General features: G+C 48.2%; 21 protein-coding genes. 8 read left to right on the forward strand and 13 right to left on the reverse strand.

Annotated elements, in window-relative coordinates; translation table 11 throughout:
* Nucleotides 1-212 precede the first annotated feature (212 nt).
* Complete coding sequence (locus tag DUW71_RS00445) at nucleotides 213-395, forward strand: hypothetical protein (RefSeq protein ID WP_119393265.1); 183 nt, start codon at nucleotides 213-215, stop codon at nucleotides 393-395.
* Between the two features lie 35 nt (nucleotides 396-430).
* Here the strand turns inward: DUW71_RS00445 and DUW71_RS00450 are convergent, their stop codons facing one another.
* Together DUW71_RS00450 and DUW71_RS00455 are read right to left on the reverse strand one after the other, a co-directional pair.
* Nucleotides 431-718: a hypothetical protein gene (locus DUW71_RS00450; protein WP_119393266.1), complete on the reverse strand. Its 288-nt coding sequence runs from the start codon at nucleotides 716-718 to the stop codon at nucleotides 431-433.
* A gap of 13 nt (nucleotides 719-731) precedes the next feature.
* On the reverse strand, nucleotides 732-1478 hold the full coding sequence (locus DUW71_RS00455) for a GNAT family N-acetyltransferase (protein WP_158583810.1): 747 nt from the start codon (nucleotides 1476-1478) through the stop codon (nucleotides 732-734).
* A 170-nt stretch (nucleotides 1479-1648) separates the two neighbouring features.
* On the opposite strand from DUW71_RS00455, the gene DUW71_RS00460 reads away from it, so the two are divergent.
* The 4 genes from DUW71_RS00460 to DUW71_RS00475 are packed head-to-tail and all read left to right on the forward strand — an operon-like array spanning nucleotide 1649 to nucleotide 5529.
* Nucleotides 1649-2719 (forward strand): polyamine ABC transporter substrate-binding protein, encoded by a 1071-nt coding sequence (locus tag DUW71_RS00460; RefSeq protein WP_325048576.1) that lies wholly within the window; start codon nucleotides 1649-1651, stop codon nucleotides 2717-2719.
* Nucleotides 2720-2735: 16 nt separating this feature from the next.
* Nucleotides 2736-3866: an ABC transporter ATP-binding protein gene (locus DUW71_RS00465; protein WP_119393269.1), complete on the forward strand. Its 1131-nt coding sequence runs from the start codon at nucleotides 2736-2738 to the stop codon at nucleotides 3864-3866.
* Nucleotides 3863-4735, forward strand: a complete 873-nt coding sequence (locus tag DUW71_RS00470) for an ABC transporter permease subunit (RefSeq protein WP_119393270.1) — start codon at nucleotides 3863-3865, stop codon at nucleotides 4733-4735. The genes DUW71_RS00465 and DUW71_RS00470 overlap by 4 nt, the downstream gene beginning before the upstream one ends.
* Nucleotides 4732-5529 (forward strand): ABC transporter permease subunit, encoded by a 798-nt coding sequence (locus DUW71_RS00475; RefSeq protein ID WP_119393271.1) that lies wholly within the window; start codon nucleotides 4732-4734, stop codon nucleotides 5527-5529. The genes DUW71_RS00470 and DUW71_RS00475 overlap by 4 nt, the downstream gene beginning before the upstream one ends.
* Here the strand turns inward: DUW71_RS00475 and DUW71_RS00480 are convergent.
* The 10 genes from DUW71_RS00480 to DUW71_RS00525 form a co-directional block, all read right to left on the reverse strand.
* The gene (locus tag DUW71_RS00480; RefSeq protein ID WP_119393272.1) at nucleotides 5526-6137 is read right to left on the reverse strand and encodes an HAD-IB family phosphatase; all 612 of its coding nucleotides are present in this window, start codon (nucleotides 6135-6137) and stop codon (nucleotides 5526-5528) included. The genes DUW71_RS00475 and DUW71_RS00480 overlap by 4 nt on opposite strands.
* A gap of 5 nt (nucleotides 6138-6142) precedes the next feature.
* Nucleotides 6143-6589, reverse strand: coding sequence for a GNAT family N-acetyltransferase (locus tag DUW71_RS00485; protein WP_233545985.1), 447 nt, complete (start codon nucleotides 6587-6589; stop codon nucleotides 6143-6145).
* Between the two features lie 360 nt (nucleotides 6590-6949).
* Entirely contained in the window at nucleotides 6950-8371 is a 1422-nt protein-coding gene (locus tag DUW71_RS00490) for a right-handed parallel beta-helix repeat-containing protein (RefSeq protein ID WP_119393273.1), read from the reverse strand.
* A gap of 10 nt (nucleotides 8372-8381) precedes the next feature.
* The gene (locus DUW71_RS00495) at nucleotides 8382-8891 is read right to left on the reverse strand and encodes a GNAT family N-acetyltransferase (protein ID WP_119393274.1); all 510 of its coding nucleotides are present in this window, start codon (nucleotides 8889-8891) and stop codon (nucleotides 8382-8384) included.
* A 41-nt stretch (nucleotides 8892-8932) separates the two neighbouring features.
* Entirely contained in the window at nucleotides 8933-10465 is a 1533-nt protein-coding gene (locus tag DUW71_RS00500; protein WP_119393275.1) for a M48 family metallopeptidase, read from the reverse strand.
* Between the two features lie 84 nt (nucleotides 10466-10549).
* On the reverse strand, nucleotides 10550-10879 hold the full coding sequence (locus DUW71_RS00505; protein ID WP_119393276.1) for a hypothetical protein: 330 nt from the start codon (nucleotides 10877-10879) through the stop codon (nucleotides 10550-10552).
* A gap of 66 nt (nucleotides 10880-10945) precedes the next feature.
* A complete protein-coding gene (locus DUW71_RS00510) occupies nucleotides 10946-11461 on the reverse strand; it encodes a putative periplasmic lipoprotein (protein ID WP_119393277.1) in 516 nt (171 codons plus the stop codon).
* Between the two features lie 45 nt (nucleotides 11462-11506).
* Entirely contained in the window at nucleotides 11507-12457 is a 951-nt protein-coding gene (locus tag DUW71_RS00515; RefSeq protein WP_119393278.1) for a nitrilase family protein, read from the reverse strand.
* Between the two features lie 29 nt (nucleotides 12458-12486).
* Nucleotides 12487-12678, reverse strand: a complete 192-nt coding sequence (locus DUW71_RS00520) for a hypothetical protein (protein WP_119393279.1) — start codon at nucleotides 12676-12678, stop codon at nucleotides 12487-12489.
* 120 nt (nucleotides 12679-12798) lie between these two features.
* On the reverse strand, nucleotides 12799-13905 hold the full coding sequence (locus tag DUW71_RS00525) for a GGDEF domain-containing protein (protein ID WP_119393280.1): 1107 nt from the start codon (nucleotides 13903-13905) through the stop codon (nucleotides 12799-12801).
* A 66-nt stretch (nucleotides 13906-13971) separates the two neighbouring features.
* Here DUW71_RS00525 and DUW71_RS00530 point away from each other — a divergent pair, with 66 nt between their 5' ends.
* Nucleotides 13972-14553 (forward strand): class I SAM-dependent methyltransferase, encoded by a 582-nt coding sequence (locus DUW71_RS00530; protein ID WP_199671112.1) that lies wholly within the window; start codon nucleotides 13972-13974, stop codon nucleotides 14551-14553.
* Here the strand turns inward: DUW71_RS00530 and DUW71_RS00535 are convergent.
* Nucleotides 14550-15266 (reverse strand): hypothetical protein, encoded by a 717-nt coding sequence (locus DUW71_RS00535; protein WP_119393281.1) that lies wholly within the window; start codon nucleotides 15264-15266, stop codon nucleotides 14550-14552. The two genes, DUW71_RS00530 and DUW71_RS00535, sit on opposite strands and share 4 nt — an antisense overlap.
* Nucleotides 15267-15563: 297 nt before the next feature.
* Between DUW71_RS00535 and DUW71_RS00540 the strand changes: the two genes are divergently transcribed.
* On the forward strand, nucleotides 15564-16787 hold the full coding sequence (locus tag DUW71_RS00540) for an efflux RND transporter periplasmic adaptor subunit (RefSeq protein WP_119393282.1): 1224 nt from the start codon (nucleotides 15564-15566) through the stop codon (nucleotides 16785-16787).
* Nucleotides 16780-19854 carry an efflux RND transporter permease subunit gene (locus DUW71_RS00545; RefSeq protein ID WP_119393283.1) on the forward strand — a complete coding sequence of 1025 codons (3075 nt, stop codon included), beginning with the start codon at nucleotides 16780-16782 and terminating at the stop codon, nucleotides 19852-19854. The genes DUW71_RS00540 and DUW71_RS00545 overlap by 8 nt, the downstream gene beginning before the upstream one ends.
* The last annotated feature ends 42 nt before the right edge of the window (nucleotides 19855-19896 follow it).

Genomic DNA, 19896 nt, shown 5'->3' on the forward strand with positions numbered 1-19896 from the left:
AATGGTTTTACTTTATGAAATGCACTGGTGAACTTCAATGACGTTCGTCGCAAAGTTTGGATTTTTGGGTGGTTTTTTCGGGGGGTTTGTATATTTATAAAATATCTTATTTTTGTTATTTTTTTAAATATAAGATCATATTATATGAATTTTTAGATATATAAATTTCATATATTTTATTCAACTAGACACCCGCCTGCGCGGGTGTGACGATGGCGGCTGCGGGTGTGACGATGGCGGCTGCGGGTGTGACGGTGGTGGCTGCGGGTGTGACGGTGGTGGCTGCGGGTGTGACGGTGGTGGGCATGGGTGTGGCGGTGGTGCGTGGGTTGTACGGCGAAGCCGGACATCATGTTTCATGGCCTACTAACGTTTCCCAAACCTTCGGTTTGTAAAACCTACGCTTTTTCTCGTGGTATCGCCACAGCGCTTAAAATCTTACGTCGTGGCGGTTGGCGTACCAGAGGAATGCTGGGGTGGCTAAGGTGAGGTATACAACTGTGGTGTACCAAAACCAGCCAAAGTCGATGCCAAAAAGTTCGAATGGGATGTCGGAGCCTAGGTAGCGAAACGAGGCGGCGGCTATACATACGCCGTAGGCGCAACCGTCGTTAATGGCTAAGCGAATGGTATTGCGGCCAGAATGCAATGGGTTAATCACTACATACAGCAGAGCAACGACTACCAATACCACCACGAATACAATTAAGCGTTCCACTATTTGCCTCTATTTATTGCGCCGAAAATAACCACAGTTCGTCTACCAATTGGTAACCAAGTTTTAAGGCTAACTGATTCGACGCCTCGTTGCTATCCAGTGCGCCCCAAACGCCTTGTTTACCCTGCTCGTTCATTGCGTTAATTAAGGCACGCGCGGCGGCGCATGCAAACCCTTGCTGGCGGTGCTCTGCTAGGGTATCGATCGACATATCCCAGTAGTGTTCGCTTTGAGCCGAGGCATAGGCGAATGCCACTACTTGCTCATGATGTAACGCAGCAAAGGCTGGTGCGCCGTGAAAAAGCGCCCACTGAAGTTCGGCAAATAAGGCGTTATTGCTCTGTGCTAGGGGTTCTATATCGTGCAGGGTTAGTGAGCGAACACTATGCGTACTTTTCCCTACCTCACCACTTTGCTGGTAGATATTGGCATGTTCACATAGGTGAGTGGGCAATAGGTTTGCCAGCATTTGGTAGTTGTTGTTGAAGGCTAAAATTTCATCGCAGTGGCTAATGCCACCAAGTGGTTCGGTGGGTGTCCCGATTATGGCGCCTATGGCGTCTTGCTCTAGCCATACGGCGAAACTATTTGGCGCACTAAATATTTGCAGGCAGCTGTTAGGGTTGAGTAATAAATCGCGTGTTTCAACCCACCTAGGAATATCGTCTAAACTGGCTAGCAATTGCTGCTTAAGTGCTTGGAACACGCGGGGAATCTCGTTGATAAATGATCCAAGTATCTTAGCGGTTAGTACTGGCAAGTTCTACCGTTTTACCAGCGCCTACAAACAACTCATAGCGTTCAAAACAACTGGGTTTTCGCCGCTGAAAATTGTTTGAAAAACAGGCAAAAAATCACTAGGTAAACCGCCAAGGCGGTCTTATACTTCCGCGGCTTTTTTACCCACTTCATTCTAAAAGGAGCAATATTGTGAAACTAACAACTGTATTGCTAGCCACCGGCTTAGCTGGCGTGGCTGCAGCCGATGAGCTGCGCATTTATAACTGGTCTGACTATATCGCCGAAGACACCATTGAAAAGTTTGAAGCCGCAACCGGCATTCAAGTGACTTACGATGTGTTCGACTCGAATGAAGTGTTAGACGCCAAGGTGTTATCGGGCAACTCAGGCTACGACCTAGTTGTGCCTACCACCGACTTTATGCAAGGCCAAATTGAAGCCGGCGCTTACCAAAAGCTAGATAAAAGCTTGCTTAGCAACCTAGATAACCTAGACGGCGAAACCATGGCATTGCTGTCTGCTTTTGATGAAGGCAATGCTTACTCGGTGCCTTGGGCACTGGGTACATCGGGCCTTGGTTATAACGTTGCTATGGTCACAGAGCGTTTAGGCGAAGATGCGCCGCTCAATAGCTGGGAATTGCTCTTTAACCCAGAGTACGCTAGCCAATTAGAAGATTGTGGCATTGCTACGTTAGATGCCGCGGTAGAGATGATTCCAGCAGCGCTGAACTACCTTGGCCTAGACCCAAATACCACCAGCAAAAGCGACTTCGAAAAAGCAGAAGAGTTGTTGCTTCAGGTTCGCCCGTATGTGCGCTATTTCCACAGCTCGCGCTACATTTCCGATTTAGCCAACGGCAACCTGTGTTTGGTAATGGGCTTCTCGGGCGATATTTTCCAAGCGCAAGCGCGTGCAGCCGAAGCTGAGAATGGCGTTGAAATTGCGTATGTAATTCCTGAAGAAGGCGCTGCAATGTGGGCCGACATGATGGTGATTCCAGCCGATGCCAAAAACGTTGCCAATGCGCACAAGTTTATCGACTTCGTATTGCAGCCGGAAATCAGTGCCGACATCACTAATTATGTTTGGTATGGCAACCCGAATGCAGCAGCACGCCCGTTTATTGATGAAGAAATTCTCAATGACCCTGGCGTATTCCCACCAGAGGGCACCAACTTGTTCACTTATCAAACGCTGCCGCCGCGCGCCTTGCGCGACCGCAACCGTGCTTGGACAAACGTTAAAACCGGCAACTAGCCGCGGAGGTTAATGAATGCTCACTACGCTAGCTGCTCGTAAACAGTCTGCCGCACTGCGCGACCGAACCCTGCTTACCATTAATGGAGTAAGCAAGTATTTTGGTGAAACGCGGGCGGTAGACGACGTGTCGCTTGAAATTCGCCAAGGCGAAATTTTTGCTCTGCTAGGGGGGTCTGGCTCGGGTAAGTCTACCTTGCTTAGAATCTTGGCTGGCTTCGAGCAGCCTTCTACAGGCAGTGTGCAGCTAGATGGCGTGGATATCACGGCGTTACCGCCAAATCTGCGCCCAGTAAATATGATGTTTCAGTCGTACGCGCTTTTTCCTCATATGTCGGTGGCCGACAACATTGCTTTTGGATTAAAGCAAGACAAGCTGCCCAAAGAAGAGGTGCAAGCACGTGTTGAGAGCATGCTAAAGCTGGTGAAGATGAGCAAGTTTGCCAAGCGTAAGCCGCATCAGTTATCGGGTGGGCAAATGCAGCGAGTGGCATTGGCCCGCAGCCTAGCAAAGCAGCCTAAGTTGCTATTGCTCGACGAACCCATGGGGGCGCTGGATAAAAAGCTGCGCACCGAGATGCAGCTTGAGCTGGTAGACATTATAGAAAAGGTGGGGGTGACTTGCGTAATGGTCACCCACGACCAAGAAGAAGCCATGACCATGGCCGATCGTATTGCCATTATGGACGAAGGGTATATTCAACAGGTGGGCACCCCTGTGGATATTTACGAAAACCCAATCAACCGCATGGTAGCGGAGTTTGTTGGCTCAATTAACTTATTCGAATGTGTGTTGGGTGATGAAGCAGCCGACCATACCATTTTGCACAGCGAAGCTCTGGACCGCCCTATTTATGTGGGGCATGGGTTTGCCACGGATATCGACAACCGGGAAGTAACCTTTGCCGTGCGCCCAGAAAAAACCTGGCTCACCACCGAAGCACCCGAGCAAGACTACAACTGGGAAAAAGGTACCGTTGCCGATTTTGCCTACCTTGGCGGCCATAGTATTTATTACGTGGAACTTAGGTCGGGCCAAATTGTGCAATGTTTTTTGGCCAACACCGAGCGTAAAGCCGAGCGCCCAACTTGGGATGACGAGGTATTTATCTCTTGGGAAAGCGATAGTGGGGTCATTATTCGATGAAGCGCTGGAGTCGTAGAGCCATTGTTTCGGTGCCCTACTTCTGGCTTGGGCTGTTTTTGTTGGTGCCGCTGCTGCTGGTGATCAAGGTTGCGTTTGCTGAAGCTGCGCGTGCTATTCCACCGTTTAGCAGCCTAACCGAGTTTGAAGATGGCATTTTAGCCATTCGCATCAGCATCAACAGCTTTGCCGTGTTGTTTGAAGACACCATGTATCTACAGGCGTTTTTCAACTCAGTGGTCATTGCTGCTGGGGCAACCCTTTTGTGTTTACTGATTGGTTACCCAATGGCGTATGCCATTGCTCGAGCGCCCGCGCATCAGCAGTCAATCTTGTTAATGCTGGTGCTGTTACCAAGCTGGACCTCGTTCTTAATACGCGTTTATGCCTGGATGACCATATTGGGCCAGAACGGGCCACTGAATAACTTTTTAATCAGCATTGGCCTAATAAGCGAACCGCTAGAAATTCTAAACACTAACCTAGCGGTGTATATCGGTATTGTTTATTCGTATTTGCCATTTATGGTGCTGCCGCTGTATGCCAACCTGGTCAAACATGATTTGCGCTTAATTGAAGCAGCGCAAGATTTAGGTGCCAGAGGGCTCACAACGTTTACCCGCATTACGCTGCCGCTATCAAAAAACGGCATTATTGCTGGCTCAATGTTGGTATTTATCCCAGCCGTTGGTGAGTATGTGATTCCAGAGTTATTAGGTGGTAGCGACACCCTAGTGATTGGCAAAGTGGTTTGGCAAGAGTTCTTTAATAACCGTGATTGGCCCGTTGCATCGGCGCTAGCATTGTTATTGGTACTAGCTTTGTTAGCGCCAATTGTTTGGTTTCAGCGTAACCAGGATGCCGTGCGATGAACAAGTTCAGCAAAACCATGCTGGCCGTTGGGTTGGCGTTTTTATATATCCCTATGCTGATTTTGGTGATTTATTCGTTCAACGAATCACGCTTAGTAACGGTGTGGGCCGGCTGGAGCACCAAATGGTACGGCGAGCTATGGCAAGACAAGCAACTTATGGCGGCCGTGTGGCGCTCCTTAACCGTTGCGTTTTATAGTGCAACGGCTTCGGTGTTTTTGGCCATTTTTGCCTCAGTCGTTATGGTACGCGCCGGTAAATTCCGTGGCCGCACGCTGTTTTCGGGCTTAATTACTGCGCCTTTGGTCATGCCCGATGTACTACTGGGCTTGGCTATGCTGCTGTTGTTTGTCTCCAGCACACAAGCTTTTGGCGTGCCAACCGAACGTGGTTTGTTCACCGTTTGGTTAGCCCACACCACATTAGGCCTAGCCTATGCCACGGTTGTGATTAGCTCGCGCTTAAAAGAAATGGACCCTCGCATAGAGGAAGCCGCTTTCGACCTTGGCGCCTCGGCATTGACGGTATTTACCCGAATTACCATGCCAATCATTGCCCCAGCCATTGGCGCTGGGTGGTTGCTGGCGTTTACTTTGTCACTCGACGACGTGGTACTCGCAAGCTTTGTATCGGGCCCTGGTGCCACCACCTTGCCAATCGAAGTATTTTCATCGGTGCGTATGGGTGTCTCGCCTATGGTCAACGCCCTAGCAACCATGATCTTGCTGGTGGTGTCTTTGTTTACCATGGCAGCCTGGTATGTGCTGCACAAGCAAAGTAAGCGTGCAAGCTAGCTAAGTTTCACGCCATTCATATAGCGCTCGTGCGCGAGCGCTAATAACTCGTTGTCTTCTTCGGTGTTGCCATAGGCAAACACCTTGCTGAACTGGTCGAGCTGATAGCGTTGCAACACTTTTTCGGCTTTTGCGGCCTTGGTGCAGTCACCGGTTTTATAGGTGCCGGTTAACCTAGTTTTACCAGCTAATTCGCTGCAAATGAGCGCCACTTTTTGGCTTTCGCACCAAGGTGTTAAGTAGGCGTCGAGCGACGCCGATACTACCACCACTTCGTGGCCTTGCGCTTGATGCCAACGCATGCGCTGCATGGCCCAATCTAGGTAATAGTGTTGAATAACTTGTTCGGCGAATACCCTACCCTGCGCTTCGACCGTTTGGCGCTTGCGCCCAGACATGCTGATAAAGGTGGCTATGGCGCGCATTTTGGGGCCTGCTAGCAGGCCCAGCTTATAAGCAATATAAAAAGGCGCTAGCGCACACTTGCCCCATACTTTCCGATGCCACGAGACTTCGTGTTTAATAAACAGGGTGTAAATGTCTTCTGTGGTCAGCGTGCCGTCAAAATCGAATAGGGCAAGTTGGTGACTTACTTGTTTTTGGGTCATTGCGCTTAAGTATTTTCACTTTCGGTGGCGTTAAACGAGTACATTCGTACTTCGTCGCGTTCAAACCACCCATGTTTACCATAAAATCGTTCGGCTTGGTGATTATCAACCGACACAAATAGGTGCGACTTACCAATGCCTTGCGCAAGCAGCGCATGAATGGCCTTATCTACGAGGGTTTTACCAATGCTTTGCCCACGGTACTGGCTGAGCACTGCTAGGTGCTGAACATAACCACGCCGCCCATCGGTGCCCACCAGAATGGCACCAATCACCTTGTTATCAATGATGGCAACAAAACTAAGGCCTGGGTTACGCTCAAGGTAGCGGGCAATCGACTCGCGAGAATCGGCATCGCGCAGCATCATATGCTCGGTTTGCTGCCAAACGCCTATCACCTCTTGGTAGTGGTCAATGGTCATCTCTATGTATTGAATTTTTTCTGGCTGCATGGCTATTCGCCCTAATTTGATAAGTTAATTGGCGACAGCAAAAGTAATGCCATTGTTTATGTTTTGTTAGAAGACCCGCGAGTTCGTGTGTCCGTACTAAGCAGCTCGCAGGAGCAAGGCTGCGGTGCGGACAGGGATGTCCGTACTGAGCAGCTCGCAGGAGCAAGGCTGCGGTGCGGACAGGGATGTCCGTACTGAGCAGCTCGCAGGAGCAAGGCTGCGGTGCGGACAGGGATGCTAAGCACTGTCTGCTAGCACCCGCTGCGCGGGTGACTAACAGACCTACGGTTGGGTTCGATATGCGTGCTATGTTGGGATTGTTTGCGGACACACAAGCTACATACCAATTTGTGCACCAAATTAGTTTATTTGCACCTGATCGGCGCCAATATCAATACCATCAATGGGGCGCTGCTGGCCGTCTATGTCTTGGTTTAAGCCTTCAACATACTGCCCTCGTTTTATTACGCTTTCAGGCTGTTGCGCCAAGTGCAGGTCACCACTTTGCCAATCAACAAACCAATCGGCCTGAGCATTCGTGACATTATTAATGACTGTGGCTTGGCCACCATTACGTGAGCGTACCTGTGCATTCGTTAAATTATTAACAATTAAATTGTTCTGTGAGCCATCAAACCGGTACTCAATGGCATTGGCGTAATTGCTGTTCAACCAGATACTGTTGTTGTACACGTCAACATTGGTGGCACTCGCAAGATAAATGCCCACATCATTGTTAGTCATAATCATATTGTTGCGAACGATAGCGCCGTTGTGCCCACTGCTACTCGTCAGCCCAAGCATGATGCCACGGTCTACATTGTAGATAATATTATTCTCAATTAGGGTATCGCGCGAGTTAGACCAAAAATGGATGGCCCCTTCGGTAAGGCGAGTGTCTGCCAGATGGTTAATATGAATATGGCGGAAGGTATTGCCTCGTACTACCCAATGATTGGCATTATGCGCGTCGATCCCGCCTGTGTACCACTGCGGGGCTTTGCCATCGGTAAACTCAAAGAGATTATTTTCAACCAAGCCATAATCGCCACTTTTGGTGCGATCGGAACTGGTGGAAACTTTGATCATCTGTTCAAAAGAGTCAATAAAGCGGTTATCGCGCAAGGTAAGGTAGTCAGCATCTTTTTCACCTTGCAGTTGCACAATATGATTGCGTACAAATTTGCGCTCGCTATGACTCGTCCCGCCAAGTGTTAATCCCTCTAATGTGAAGTAATCACCGCGCACTAAAAACATGTTGTTATAAGCATTGCCCGTGATGGCAGTATCACGGTAGTTAGTTGATAACGAGCGCAGGGTTAGGTTGTTGGCGGTTTCACGAACAAACACAGTTTCGGGAAGGTCATAGTTTCCTGGCTGCAGCAATATGATTCGGTTACCAGATACCACTGACTCATTCACAGCTTGGCGAAGTTCGGTGTTCGTCGCAACAATTCTGACTTCTTGGCTGTCGTGCGCCATGTGAATAATTATTGGGTCAGCGCTGTTTAGTGTTACCTCGCCAAGCTCTGATTCACCCGATGACAATGCAGCAAACTTGAAACCAGGGGCCGCACTAAGCTTTGGTGTAATAATATCGCCAGTGGAAAAGTTATTTCCTGCATTGATAATGGCTGCCGCACTAGCCGGATAAACCTTAATAAACGGTGCTAAGGCAGGGTTTGTTGTAACGGGCTCGGTTGCAGAGGGTGAGCTAACTGGCGCATCGGTGCAACCTAACAGAATTAGGGTAACAACAATGACTAGCCATCCTTGTTTCATAGCAGCTTCCTTATTTTTCGATTATAAAATAAACAATATCATCGCTATCATACAGCTGCACATGATTGCAGGGCACCATGCCAATTGTTTTTAGGGTGTTGATCGAGGCGACATTTTTTGTCAATGCAGCCCCAAAAATGGCACCATGCTGGCCTTGGTCAAATGTCCACAATAGGCATGCTCGCGCGGCTTCTTTGGTAAGACCTTTACCGCCATATTCAGGCAGAATGGCGTAACGAATATCCGATTCACTGTGCCCTTCTACTTTTTGCACACCCACATAGCCAATGGCCGTATCGCTCTCTTTATCAATCATGGTAAAGGTGCCAAAACCAAATGATTGCCAGTGCTGAATGCGCTTTTGCATGATGCCCATGATCTCATCATCACTATAGGGGGCTTGTTTGGGTAAATAGCGTGTTATGTCTGGGCTTCGCAGTAGTGCTTGGTATAAAGGCCAATCCCTTGTTTTGATTGGCCGCAAGCACAAGCGCGACGTTTCGAGTTGAGCATTTTGCATAGTTAGTAACAGCCGTTAATCTGGGCTGCCACCTTAGCAGGTTAGCCCGCTTGGCGCAGGGGTGTCGGCTCGCCAAATGGCGCGTCAAGCCAGTTTGGTCTATCGGTTAAGCATTCTGTTAGGTCCAAAATCTGACCAGTTGCCCGGTACGCTTTATGGGTAGCCGAGCGGCACAGGCGCTCATAGTCGTCAAATAATATGCTGGCTGGCAATGGGCAAACAAATATACCAGGCTGATTGGCTGCAACGGCGCGTTTTATGCGGTCGTAGTCGGCTGGGTGCGTGTCATAAAACTGGGTTTGCATCTGCTTCATCTGCTGATTAATGCGCTCAACAATATCACTCGGCATGGCCGCCAGTACCGTTTGGGTAGCCAACGAAGTGTTACTTACCAGTTGGTCGTGTTCGAAATAAGCCATAGCATTTAGTTCACTTGCAAAGCCACTAGCCGCAGCTGCGTAATGTAGGCGCTTAGAGCTTTCGACAAATTTTTTGCTGCCAACCATGGTTATTTCATACTGGTCGGCATCGTATTCCATTTGCCGCGACATATTGCGCGTAAGGTGCAAGTTAATCACCCATAGTTGGCGAAACAGCGTGCGCACCGCAATCAACATGCCTTGGCACACGGCAAGGGTGATTATGATTAACTCGCTGCTGGTTTCGCTGCGCCATTTTGTCAGCCGCTCTAACCAAATACCGTCATCGTAACCACAGCGGCCAAGCCAAGCAGAGACTCGATTAATCCAAATATAGGCGAGCATAGATTTGCGCTGGGCAAAGTGGCCGTACTCATGAGCAATCACACCAACCACCTGCTCTACAGTCATGCACGCAACCAAAGGCATTCCAATAGTAAGGGTTAACTTACCCTGTAACAGTTTAAGCGCCGAGCCGGAAGCACTCGCATTGACCTCGTTGCTAACGCGTATGGTATGCGGTGCGGGCACGCCTATCGCTTTTGCCAGCGCACTACATAGCTCATAGAGCTTGGCATAGCGTTTTCGGTCAAGTTCGATGTCGGCACTTTGGTAATTATGGCTAATAAGTGGTGACAGCAAAAAAGCTAGCAAGAACACAGCAACGAAGCCAGGTAACACATAGAGCAAAATATTTAAGTAAATGTTGCCAACATCTACCCCCATTATAAGCGCGTAGTACTGCCAAATTGCCGCAAGTAATAAGGCAATCACAGCAAAGTAAATAAGCGGGGCAATCAGTGAGCTAATCACGGCGACAATGGCTGAGTTTCGAAACGCTCGGCTCATCGCAGGCTTCGCCACCTGACGGTTTAGCTGGGCTAGCAACTGTGGGTAAACGTCAGCTTGTTTAGCTTTGGGTTGGCTTTTGGCGACACGTTCCAGCTTAACCTGCACACCAAGCTTTTTCATGCTTTCCACATAGGTCATTGCTTGGCTGTGACTGAGCCCATTTTTCAGCACGACAGGCTTATTGACTACGGCCTGTGCTTGCTGTGGGCTGAGCCCTTTAGCAACCAACTGTTTAACAACATCCTCGGGGGTAAATCCCTTCACTAAGCACGCTTTAGAGCGCACTAAAAATGCACTTTCCATAATGAGTCCCTTTGGTTTTCTACTATTCAGCCTGGCATATGCACTTCGCTAAGCAAAAACTGAGCCAACAGCAAAAAACAACCACTAGCTATGCTGAGCGAAGTAGTCATCCACCATTAGTGAGGTTCTATCATCTAGCTGGTCTTCTATATCTTCTATGTCTAGGTTGATGGCTTGCAGGTACTTCTCGGCTTGCTCGTATGAGATGTGCTTTTTCATCACAAAGAAGTCTTTCTCGGGCAATGATTTGTCGTATCTTGGCACTATGTTTAGGCGAATTACCTGTGGGTAAAAGTCTTGCGATTGGTTCATTAAAAAGCCACAAAACCCTTCAATAAAGTCCATGCCATTAGAGCCAAGGGTGCCAGGTTCAATTCGGTAGGTAATGTTTAATAACTGGTGTTCAGCAAGCACGATGGCCTCCACATACAAGCGCGGTAAGCCTTAAGTATAGTTGGCAATCCATCGTGCCGTAGGCAATTAATTGAGGTGAATCATAAAGACAAGCTTTGCGTTCACTGTGGTGTCTTGATCTGGCGATGTCACGTCTAGGTCTGATGTGAGGGTAAACTTCTCACTGGCAATAATGTTTTTTAGGTTCGTTTCATTATAGGTGCGCAGCGCTAAGGTTTTTGCCCCATCAGCAGGGCGACTAGAAATCTCAGCAACCAGCTGTTCCCTCTCACCGTCGGCGGCAAAGCTAAAGGTACCGGCGTGGATAAAGTCGATCGACGCATCGGCTGGCGAAACGGCCTCTAGCGTGAATTGATCCAAATAAATGGCCTTCACCTTGCTCAGGCTGCCCACTTCATTTTTAAACTCACTCGTTGAAGTAAGATCAAAATCGGTAAACTGATCAAAGCCTAGTGCATTAAGCGTTACCACTAGTGAGTTGCTTTCCACAACGGTTTCGCCTTCAACAGGAATAGGTATCGGTGGTAGTTCACACGCTGCAAGGGTGAATGAAGCAATTAATGCCGCGATCATCTTTTTCATCATAAACCTATCTGATAGTAAGCACTCGCCATAAGTGTAACTATATCAGGATTTCATCCAAGCCACTTTTTGTTGTGAGTCATGCTCACCGCCTATAATGTCTCGGTAAAGGTCAGGTTTGCGCGCTTGCCGATAGCGATACCCGCCTGCATCGGTCAGCTTCTCAGGTGTTAGGGTCGCTGTCACCACTTGCTCACCCAGGGCACGACACTCCTCTAATACATCACCAAAAGGGTCGATAATCATTGAACAGCCATTTTTAAGCTGGTCGTCATCCATACCAATTGGGTTGGCGAAAACCGCATAAATGCCATTGTCATAAGCCCGCGCTGGTAACCACTTCATTAACCAAGCTCTACCTTTAAGGCCGTCGAACTCAGCCCGCAGGCTGGTTGGGTCATTGTGGCGGTTATGCCACAGTTCAGGGTCAACAAACCCTGCACCCGGGCGGCTGGATGGTGTGCACATGGTGACATGTGGCATAAAGATAACATCAGCGCCAAGCAATGCTGTGGCCCGCACGTTTTCGATGACATTGTTGTCGTAGCAGATCAAAATGCCACAGCGCCAGCCTTCGATCTCAAACACCACATAGTCACTGCCAGGCGTTAGGTAGGGGTTAATAAATGGGTGAATTTTTCGGTATTTGGCTACCAAGCCAGCAGGCCCTACACACACGTAGGCTTTATAAAGCTTGCCGTCATCGCCACGCTCAAATAAGCCAGCAAGCAGGTAAATATCCAGAGCCTGAGCAATGCGGTGCAAGGCCTGAATGCTTGTCCCATCAGGGATGGGCTCGGCTAGCTCATGCATTTCGGCTTCACTTAGGCGCCTAGCAAAGGTATAGCCGGTAATAGAGCACTCGTGAAATGCCACTACCCGCGCGCCTTGTACTTTGGCTTGGGACGCCAGTGCTTCGATACGCTCTAAGTTAAAGGCTTTATCACCACTGGCATGCTCAAATTGAGCCGTGGCAACCTTAATCGGCTGTGGCATTGGGGCTCCTTTTTATTAGTGCTATCAAACTAGGCTTTTTTCACCGGTGCAACGATAAGGAAAATAATCCACGCCACCCAAGAAATGAACAGGATGGCGAGTACCCAGCCAAGCTTTTCTACACCAGATACTTTGCGTGAAAATAACACCCATAAAATTGGGATTAAATATAAAAAGATGGCAGCAAGAATAAAGCCCACTGCGCCGATGATAAATTCCATGTTGGCTCCTTGAAAAGATTGAGTGACATCCAATGACAAAATATACAGGTAATTTTGGAATTTTATTAATTTTTTATTTCAGGTTGCTTGAAGCGCTTAATCAGATGAGTCAACCATGACTTATTGATCTACTTGTCGGTTTGGATCGATCAGTTTCTTTTTGTTCTTTTTTCGGTACATAGCTTCATCAGCTTGGATAAGAATTTCTTCAACGGGTAGAAACTTCACCGGCCCAGTTTCCGAGTACCCAATACTCATTGAAACGCAAGGCCGTTTTTCTTCCACATACGCCAGTAATCTACCCTGCCAAGTCGCCTTGGCTTGTTGAATGGAGCAATTCGGCATCACGACACAAAATTCATCACCGCCAAATCGAAAGCAACTGTCGGAAGCCCGCGAGCATGACAAGAGCGCCGCACTCACGGTGCGCAATACTTCATCACCATAGTGATGGCCTTTACTATCGTTAATGGCTTTAAAGTCGTCTAGGTCAATATAGGCTAGCGTAACTTGTTCTTCCCGGCGCTGCGCGGCGCGTAGCTCATGGGTGAGCATTTCTTCAAAATGGCCACGATTTAGCAGCCCAGTAAGTGAGTCTGTTCTTGATAGCACTTCTAGCTGCTCAGTTCGCTCTTTAACCTTGTCTTCCAGCAAGGAAGCATAGCGCTCCGACTTAGCCTTAGAGGTTTCTACTTCACTGACTAGGCTGCGCACGTAGGTTTCGAAAATGAGCGAAATATCGAACATCATGACTTTCTCAAGTGCGAGTTTTACTGCGGATTGTTCATTTTCGTCGGGTATGTGCTTTTCTATTAGCCGATAGATTAGCAGCTTCAACTTTTGCACTGCCGACAAATATAACTTGGGCTCCACACCAATACGCTTGTGCACCATACCTACGCGCAGGCGAGTATTGACGTACTCCAAATCATAGAAACCAGAAAACAAACTAATTACATAATCCAGCTGAGCTACCTTTAAGCGTTGTAAGGTGTCGGCATCACCAATTAGCAGTGCTATATCTGGATCGCTAGTTTGCGCCACGTAGAAATCATCAATTAAGGTGTCTAGGTGGGCACGAATGATGGGTTGTACCTTGCGCAACGTGGCCGTATCTTTCTCGGTGACCATAAACAAAGCCATACGCGAGCTAATTTCTAGCTCGGTAATCCGCATTTGCTCCAACAAGGTTTTATTGGTGTAGTTTGGGTTGTCATTTGCCGACATAGAACGTACTTGCGCAACGGTATTTGGAAATTATAGTTGCTAACATTCGAGCATGCTGAGAATGTAATGATTTACAGTCTTGTTCGCACCCCTAATAACCGAGCCAATTATTTAACAATGACAATAATTATTGAAACGATCGCGGTTGCTTTTGCCCTGCTCGCCGCGCTCAGCATTGTGTGGAGTACGGTGCGCACCGGCATTCCGCCAATGATGAGCAACGCGTCGGCACGCTCAGCAATGCTCAAGCAAATTAATTGTAGTGACGGCGATATTATAGATTTAGGCAGCGGTTGGGGCACATTGCTGATGGCCGCCGCCAAACAACATCCGCAAAGGCAAATAATTGGATATGAGGTGTCTTGGCTACCTTGGTTATACGCTCGCTTGCGGTTAGCAAAGTACCCGAATGTTCGAGTGTATCGGCAAGATTTTCGCCATGCGTCGCTTGCTAGCGCCAGCATTTTGCTGTGTTATTTAATGCCAAAAGGCATGCAGACCCTAGCAGGCCTGCTCGCTCAATATCCTGACCAGCAGATAACGATTATTAGCAACAACTTTAGCTTGCCAGCGTTGAGCGCCACGAAGACACTGCAACTTAACGACTTGTACAAAAGCCCTATATACGTTTACCAGTGGCCTAGTTAAAACCTAGCAGTAAAGGCAAGCATGTAACGCCCGCCAAGGTTATCGGCTAAGTCTAGCGCCCGCACCAAATCAGCATCATATTGCTCAACCATTACTTGGCTGACCATGCCAAAATGGTCGCTCCATTGCCACTGCCCTTTGGCACCATAGCGATAGGTGTTGCCGCTGCTATCATGTGGGCCTTGGTCTGGGTACTCCTGCACCAAGCGCTGCTGGCTTTGCCAGCTGGCCTCTCCCACTAGGGCAACTTGTAAGCTGGCGTTTTGAAAGGCTGGCAGCAATACACTGGCATCCACTTGCGCCAAAGCAAACTCAAGGTTGTGCTTTACTTCAATGCTCGCCAACGTGGCATCCACTTTATGACCAACTAGTTCGTCGAACCAATAATAGCGACTAGCAGCCGTAGCTAGCAGTGGACCAAACTCAGTTTCCACTCCTATACCAAGATGATCAAACCCACCCACAATAATGGGCTTAATAGCGCCATGTGTGAGCCAAATCTTCGACCCCATAGTGCCCAAATACCCATGATCAAAATGATAGGTCAGCCAAATCGCTGGCTCTATGAGGTAACCGCCGAGCTGCAGTTGCTCAGTTTGTTGATCGTTAAATTGCGGCTGACTCACTTGGCTGCCCAAGCCAACTTCCCATGCTATTGGCTTGGCCATAAGTGGGCTGGCAATCAATGCGACAGCAGCTAATAAAGGTTTCATTGCTTACATGCTCCAGTTTGGTTTCGCATACATATCTTATAGATACATACAATTTATATCTAGTAGATACTAAACACTTTGTTAACCGCTGCTGTTTGGAATGTACTCAGTAAGCAAACTGGGCGGTGGGAAGACCTTAACGAATTCGTAATCTACTGTGTATCAATTATGAACCGATATCTGAACGCCTATTGATCATTTGTTCATCAATTCATTTAATTCATTCGCTTATTGCAAGCAAAATAAAACAGATATGAATGTTTTATCTCACTAAACTCGCACAGGGAGCGATTGAAAATGAAACCGTCCAACATCATTTTCAAAGGTGTTCTGCCACTTGGTGTGCTTGGTGCTTCAGTTTTTGCCTTTGCCGCATTAACTAGCCAGCCACCACAGGTAGAAACCATAACTGAAGAAAAAATATATACCGTCGACACCCTACCCGTTCTACACCAAGCGCAACGACCTCAGCTAGAACTCTATGGAATGGTGCACACACCCAAACAACAACTTATTACCAGTGAAGTGACAGGTAAGTTGTTGCGAGTGTTAGTAGAGGTTGGTGACCAAGTTGAGCCCGGTGATTTATTGATGGAGGTGGATGATTTCCATGCCCAGCAAGCAGTTGCTAATCAACGCTTGCAAATATCACAAATTAACAGCCAGCTGCTGCAGAACGAGCAACAAAAAAACCAAGCCGAGCAAGAACTTGTGGTGCAAAAGCGCTTACTTGGGCTGAGTCAGAATCAGTTAGCCGCTGCCGATAATATGCTTAATCGGAAATTGATTTCCGATATCGAGCACGCGGCACAACTACGCGAGTTTAGTAACCTTGAATTAACCGTAAAGCGCTTAGAAGGGTCTATCGAGCTAGCCGACATTCAACACCAGCAGTTAACCCTGCAAAAGGAACTCGCCCAGAATGAGCTAATCAACCTTGAGCGAATGCTGGCGAACACATCGATCATAGCGCCAGTAGCAGGGCAAGTCATTGGCAACCTGCCAACCCCTGGGCAATTAATTAATAACGGTATGCAGGTCGCTCAATTAGTGCAAACCGATCAAAAAGAAGTACAGGTTCAGTTGCCTGCCCATTTAAGCCGTCAGTTAGAGAACACTCCTACCATCGCATTTACCGATGCCGGCACGCGCTTGGTATTGGATAGAATCGCTGCTCAAGTTGAGCCTGGCATGGTTGGCCGAACGGCATTTCTTAAAGTGGTGGATCATGGAGACCGGTTAACGGCCGGCGATACTACACGCATTATTTTAAACCTACCGGCCATTAACAATGTGATTGCGGTGCCTGCGGCAGCGGTTTTTGACGACAAACGTGTTTATGAAGTGGTAGATGGCGCACTAGAAGCCGTTGAATTTGAGCACCTAGGTAGCATGATTCAGGGCAGCGACCGCCATATACTCATTCAAGCTGCGGCACTAGAAAACGGTGACCAGCTGCTAGCGACTCGCATCGCTAATGTAACCTCAGGCATGAAGGTAAAAGGAGCGGGTGATGAGTAAGCTCTTTGATTACTTCATTCGCCATCGCCTAGCTGCCAATATTTGCATGTTGATGATGATATTGGCAGGTTTGTTTGGTGCTTTGCGAATGAAGCAAACCTTTTATCCCGAGCTGGAGTTCAATGAAATTCAGGTCAGCATTGCTTGGCCGGGCGCTTCTGCTGACAACGTTGCGCAATGGATTGCTACCCCACTTAGCAACTCTTTAGAAGCGGTTGCCAATGTTGAAGAGGTCAGCAGCTATAGCGATTCGGGTTACGCAAGCTTTTACGTGAAGGTTGCTTATGGCGCCAACATGCAAAAAGCTGAGGAGGATATCAAGGCTCAGGTTGATCGCTTCCAACTACCGCAAGGCGCCGAAAGGCCTGACGTTTCTCGGTTCGAGTTTCAGGAAGTTGTGTACTACTACAGTTTAACCGGGCCTAACATTGATGAGCTACGCCCTATTGCCAGCGAGTTGCGCAAAGAACTGCTCGCATTGGGTATTCCACGCGTGGATCTAAATGGCACCCAAGCTCAACGCCTTGAAGTCACAGTTCCGATTGCTGCCCTAAGCAATCTAGATTTATCCATCGATACGCTTGCCCAACAAATTGCGATGGTGAACCGCGATTATTCGGCTAGCCAAATTGGGGAAGATTATAAAAGTCGAAGCATTCGCAGTTCTGGCTATAGCACTGAGCTGAATGACCTGAAAAATCTACCCGTGCAAACCTCAGGTGGCAGCATTGCATTAGGTGACGTCGCGAACATTGAATACAGCAATATTCCAGGGCAAGCGAAAATTTCGGTAAACGGGCAACCGGCAATTGAGTTGCAAGTCTATCGCGACCACTCTGTCGACTCGGTAGCCGTGGCAAACCTATTCGAACCCTGGGTAGAAAAAACCAATGCGACCTTGCCACAAGGCATGGCCTTGGTTGAGGTGTTTAATCTTGCAGAGTTTGTCATTGGTAGCCGCAATATGCTACTTGCTAACGCCGCGGCGGGCTTAGCCTTAGTATTAGTGCTACTGTTTTTTATGCTCAACCGGCGCGTTGCGTTTTGGACAGCGGTAGGGGTACCGGTATCGATTCTTGGCACCCTCGCCTTCTTATATAGCCAAGATGTAACACTCAACTTTTTTACTATTTTTTCTCTCTTAATGGCGCTGGGCATTATTGTGGATGATGCCATTGTTGTGGGCGAGGAGTCTTTGACCTTGTTTCAGCAAGGCAAATCGCCTCACGAGGCAGCATTGTTGGGCGCTAAACGCATGTTTGGGCCAATTATGGCGTCGTCGCTCACGACTATTGCAGCCTTTTCACCTCTACTGTTTTTACCAGGTGAGTTTGGGCAGTTATTAAAGCCAATTCCGCTGGTCATCATATGTGTGGTAATCGCCTCAATTGTTGAATGTTTTGTAATTCTGCCTGCTCACCTGCGCCATAGCTTTGAAGGCATGCAGAAAAAGCCACCGAATAAACTGCGATTACGCATTGAACACGCAATTGATTGGGTACGACAAAAGCCTTATCGGGCGTTCGCCACGTTTGCCCTATCACACAGGTTTTTAACTGTCTCGATAACGCTTGGTTCGCTCATTATTGCTTTAGCACTAGTTATCAGCCAGCGCGTAGGCTTTGAAGGCGATGTGAATGCCGAAAATGATCAAATTATGGCCCGTATTCATTTTGTTGATGGCACGCCCAATAGCGTAATAGATGAGATGGTTCTAGCGGCTCGCGATGCACTTGAACTGGCGAACAACGAGCTAAGCGCGCAAAACTTAGTAGAAGTGTTGATTGACGAGCGCTACTACCATAGTAACTCCGTGTTCTTTTTAGCAACACTATCGCCACGTGACGACAGGCAAGTATCGAACGTGCAGGTACTAAACAAGTGGCGCGATAACTTGCCCGATAGCAGCTGGGTGTATTATGTCAGCATGGGTGATCAGCAACGTGGTGGTTCGGCCAATGCAGATACCATCGGCTTTTTTATTGCCGGCGACGTGACATTAGACACGTTAAGAGTTGCTGTGGACGACTTTAAAGAGGAACTTAAACGCTACCCAGAGCTGCAAGAGGTTGAAGACAACCTAGGCAAGGGTGCAGTAGAAGTCACCTTCGACCTACTGCCACAGGCTGAACGCATTGGCATGACCGCCGCCAATATTAGCCAGCAGCTTCGAGCGGCCATCGACGGCAGCCAGGTGCAAAACTTTGTCCGCCACGGCCGAGATACCGATATTGTTGTGGTACTGCCGCAAACCGAGAGAGAAGACCAGCACATTTTGGCAGGCATTCCAATTCGCTTACCTAATGGCCAAACCACCCCGCTTGGTACATTAGTGACATTTGGCAGCGATACCAGTGCGAGTGCCATTTATATGCAAGATGGCCAAGTGGGTGCTGAGATCACTGCCAAAGTTGTTTCGGATACCACAACGGTAGCGGAACTAAGCCGCGAGATAAGCCAAACTGTGTTACCAACCATATTAACTCGCTACAACTTGCAAGCAGACTTCACTGGCGGCAATCAAAGTGAGCAAGAATTGCTGAATAACTTGATGTTTGCAGGCCTTGGCGCTTTGGCTTTGATCTACCTTGTGTTGGCTTGGAGCTTTGCCTCTTGGAGCTGGCCTTTGGCAGTAATGGCGGCCATTCCATTGGCGATTACTGGGGCAATTTATGGCCATGCTTTGCTTGGCTTAAACCTAAATGTCCTGTCGATTTTTGGCTTTTTTGCCTTAGGCGGCATCATCGTTAACGACTCGATCATCTTGGTTACCCGATATCGAGAGCTGCTCGCCGAAGGCATGGATAGAAAACTAGCCATTGTTGAAGCATCGGTACAACGCTTTCGGGCGGTGATTCTCACTACACTCACGACAGTATTTGGCTTGCTGCCACTGTTATTTGAAACCTCAGTTAACGCGCAGCTTGTGCGTTCAATGGCGGTATCTTTAGCGTTTGGTTTAAGCTTTGGTACCTTACTGGTTTTAGTGATTGTACCCTGCCTATTGAGCTACATTGAGAGCATGCGTAATGGTATGAAGCGCTTGCGTGGTAAGCCTGCTATGTAGTTTCTTTTTCGCTGCGCTTCGGCGCAGCGCTCGCTTTGATTA

Origin of the sequence: Salinibius halmophilus, assembly GCF_003577475.1 — a bacterium.
Taxonomy (GTDB): Bacteria; Pseudomonadota; Gammaproteobacteria; order Pseudomonadales; family Natronospirillaceae; genus Salinibius; species Salinibius halmophilus.

Coding starts and splice junctions, on each gene's coding strand:
- DUW71_RS00445 (WP_119393265.1), top strand. CDS start 213: ATGGCGGCTGCGGGTGTGACGATGGCGGCTGCGGGTGTGACGGTGGTG.
- DUW71_RS00465 (WP_119393269.1), top strand. CDS start 2,736: ATGCTCACTACGCTAGCTGCTCGTAAACAGTCTGCCGCACTGCGCGAC.
- DUW71_RS00470 (WP_119393270.1), top strand. CDS start 3,863: ATGAAGCGCTGGAGTCGTAGAGCCATTGTTTCGGTGCCCTACTTCTGG.
- DUW71_RS00475 (WP_119393271.1), top strand. CDS start 4,732: ATGAACAAGTTCAGCAAAACCATGCTGGCCGTTGGGTTGGCGTTTTTA.
- DUW71_RS00480 (WP_119393272.1), bottom strand. CDS start 6,137: ATGACCCAAAAACAAGTAAGTCACCAACTTGCCCTATTCGATTTTGAC.
- DUW71_RS00485 (WP_233545985.1), bottom strand. CDS start 6,589: ATGCAGCCAGAAAAAATTCAATACATAGAGATGACCATTGACCACTAC.
- DUW71_RS00490 (WP_119393273.1), bottom strand. CDS start 8,371: ATGAAACAAGGATGGCTAGTCATTGTTGTTACCCTAATTCTGTTAGGT.
- DUW71_RS00495 (WP_119393274.1), bottom strand. CDS start 8,891: ATGCAAAATGCTCAACTCGAAACGTCGCGCTTGTGCTTGCGGCCAATC.
- DUW71_RS00500 (WP_119393275.1), bottom strand. CDS start 10,465: ATGGAAAGTGCATTTTTAGTGCGCTCTAAAGCGTGCTTAGTGAAGGGA.
- DUW71_RS00510 (WP_119393277.1), bottom strand. CDS start 11,461: ATGAAAAAGATGATCGCGGCATTAATTGCTTCATTCACCCTTGCAGCG.
- DUW71_RS00515 (WP_119393278.1), bottom strand. CDS start 12,457: ATGCCACAGCCGATTAAGGTTGCCACGGCTCAATTTGAGCATGCCAGT.
- DUW71_RS00520 (WP_119393279.1), bottom strand. CDS start 12,678: ATGGAATTTATCATCGGCGCAGTGGGCTTTATTCTTGCTGCCATCTTT.
- DUW71_RS00525 (WP_119393280.1), bottom strand. CDS start 13,905: ATGTCGGCAAATGACAACCCAAACTACACCAATAAAACCTTGTTGGAG.
- DUW71_RS00530 (WP_199671112.1), top strand. CDS start 13,972: ATGATTTACAGTCTTGTTCGCACCCCTAATAACCGAGCCAATTATTTA.
- DUW71_RS00535 (WP_119393281.1), bottom strand. CDS start 15,266: ATGAAACCTTTATTAGCTGCTGTCGCATTGATTGCCAGCCCACTTATG.
- DUW71_RS00540 (WP_119393282.1), top strand. CDS start 15,564: ATGAAACCGTCCAACATCATTTTCAAAGGTGTTCTGCCACTTGGTGTG.
- DUW71_RS00545 (WP_119393283.1), top strand. CDS start 16,780: ATGAGTAAGCTCTTTGATTACTTCATTCGCCATCGCCTAGCTGCCAAT.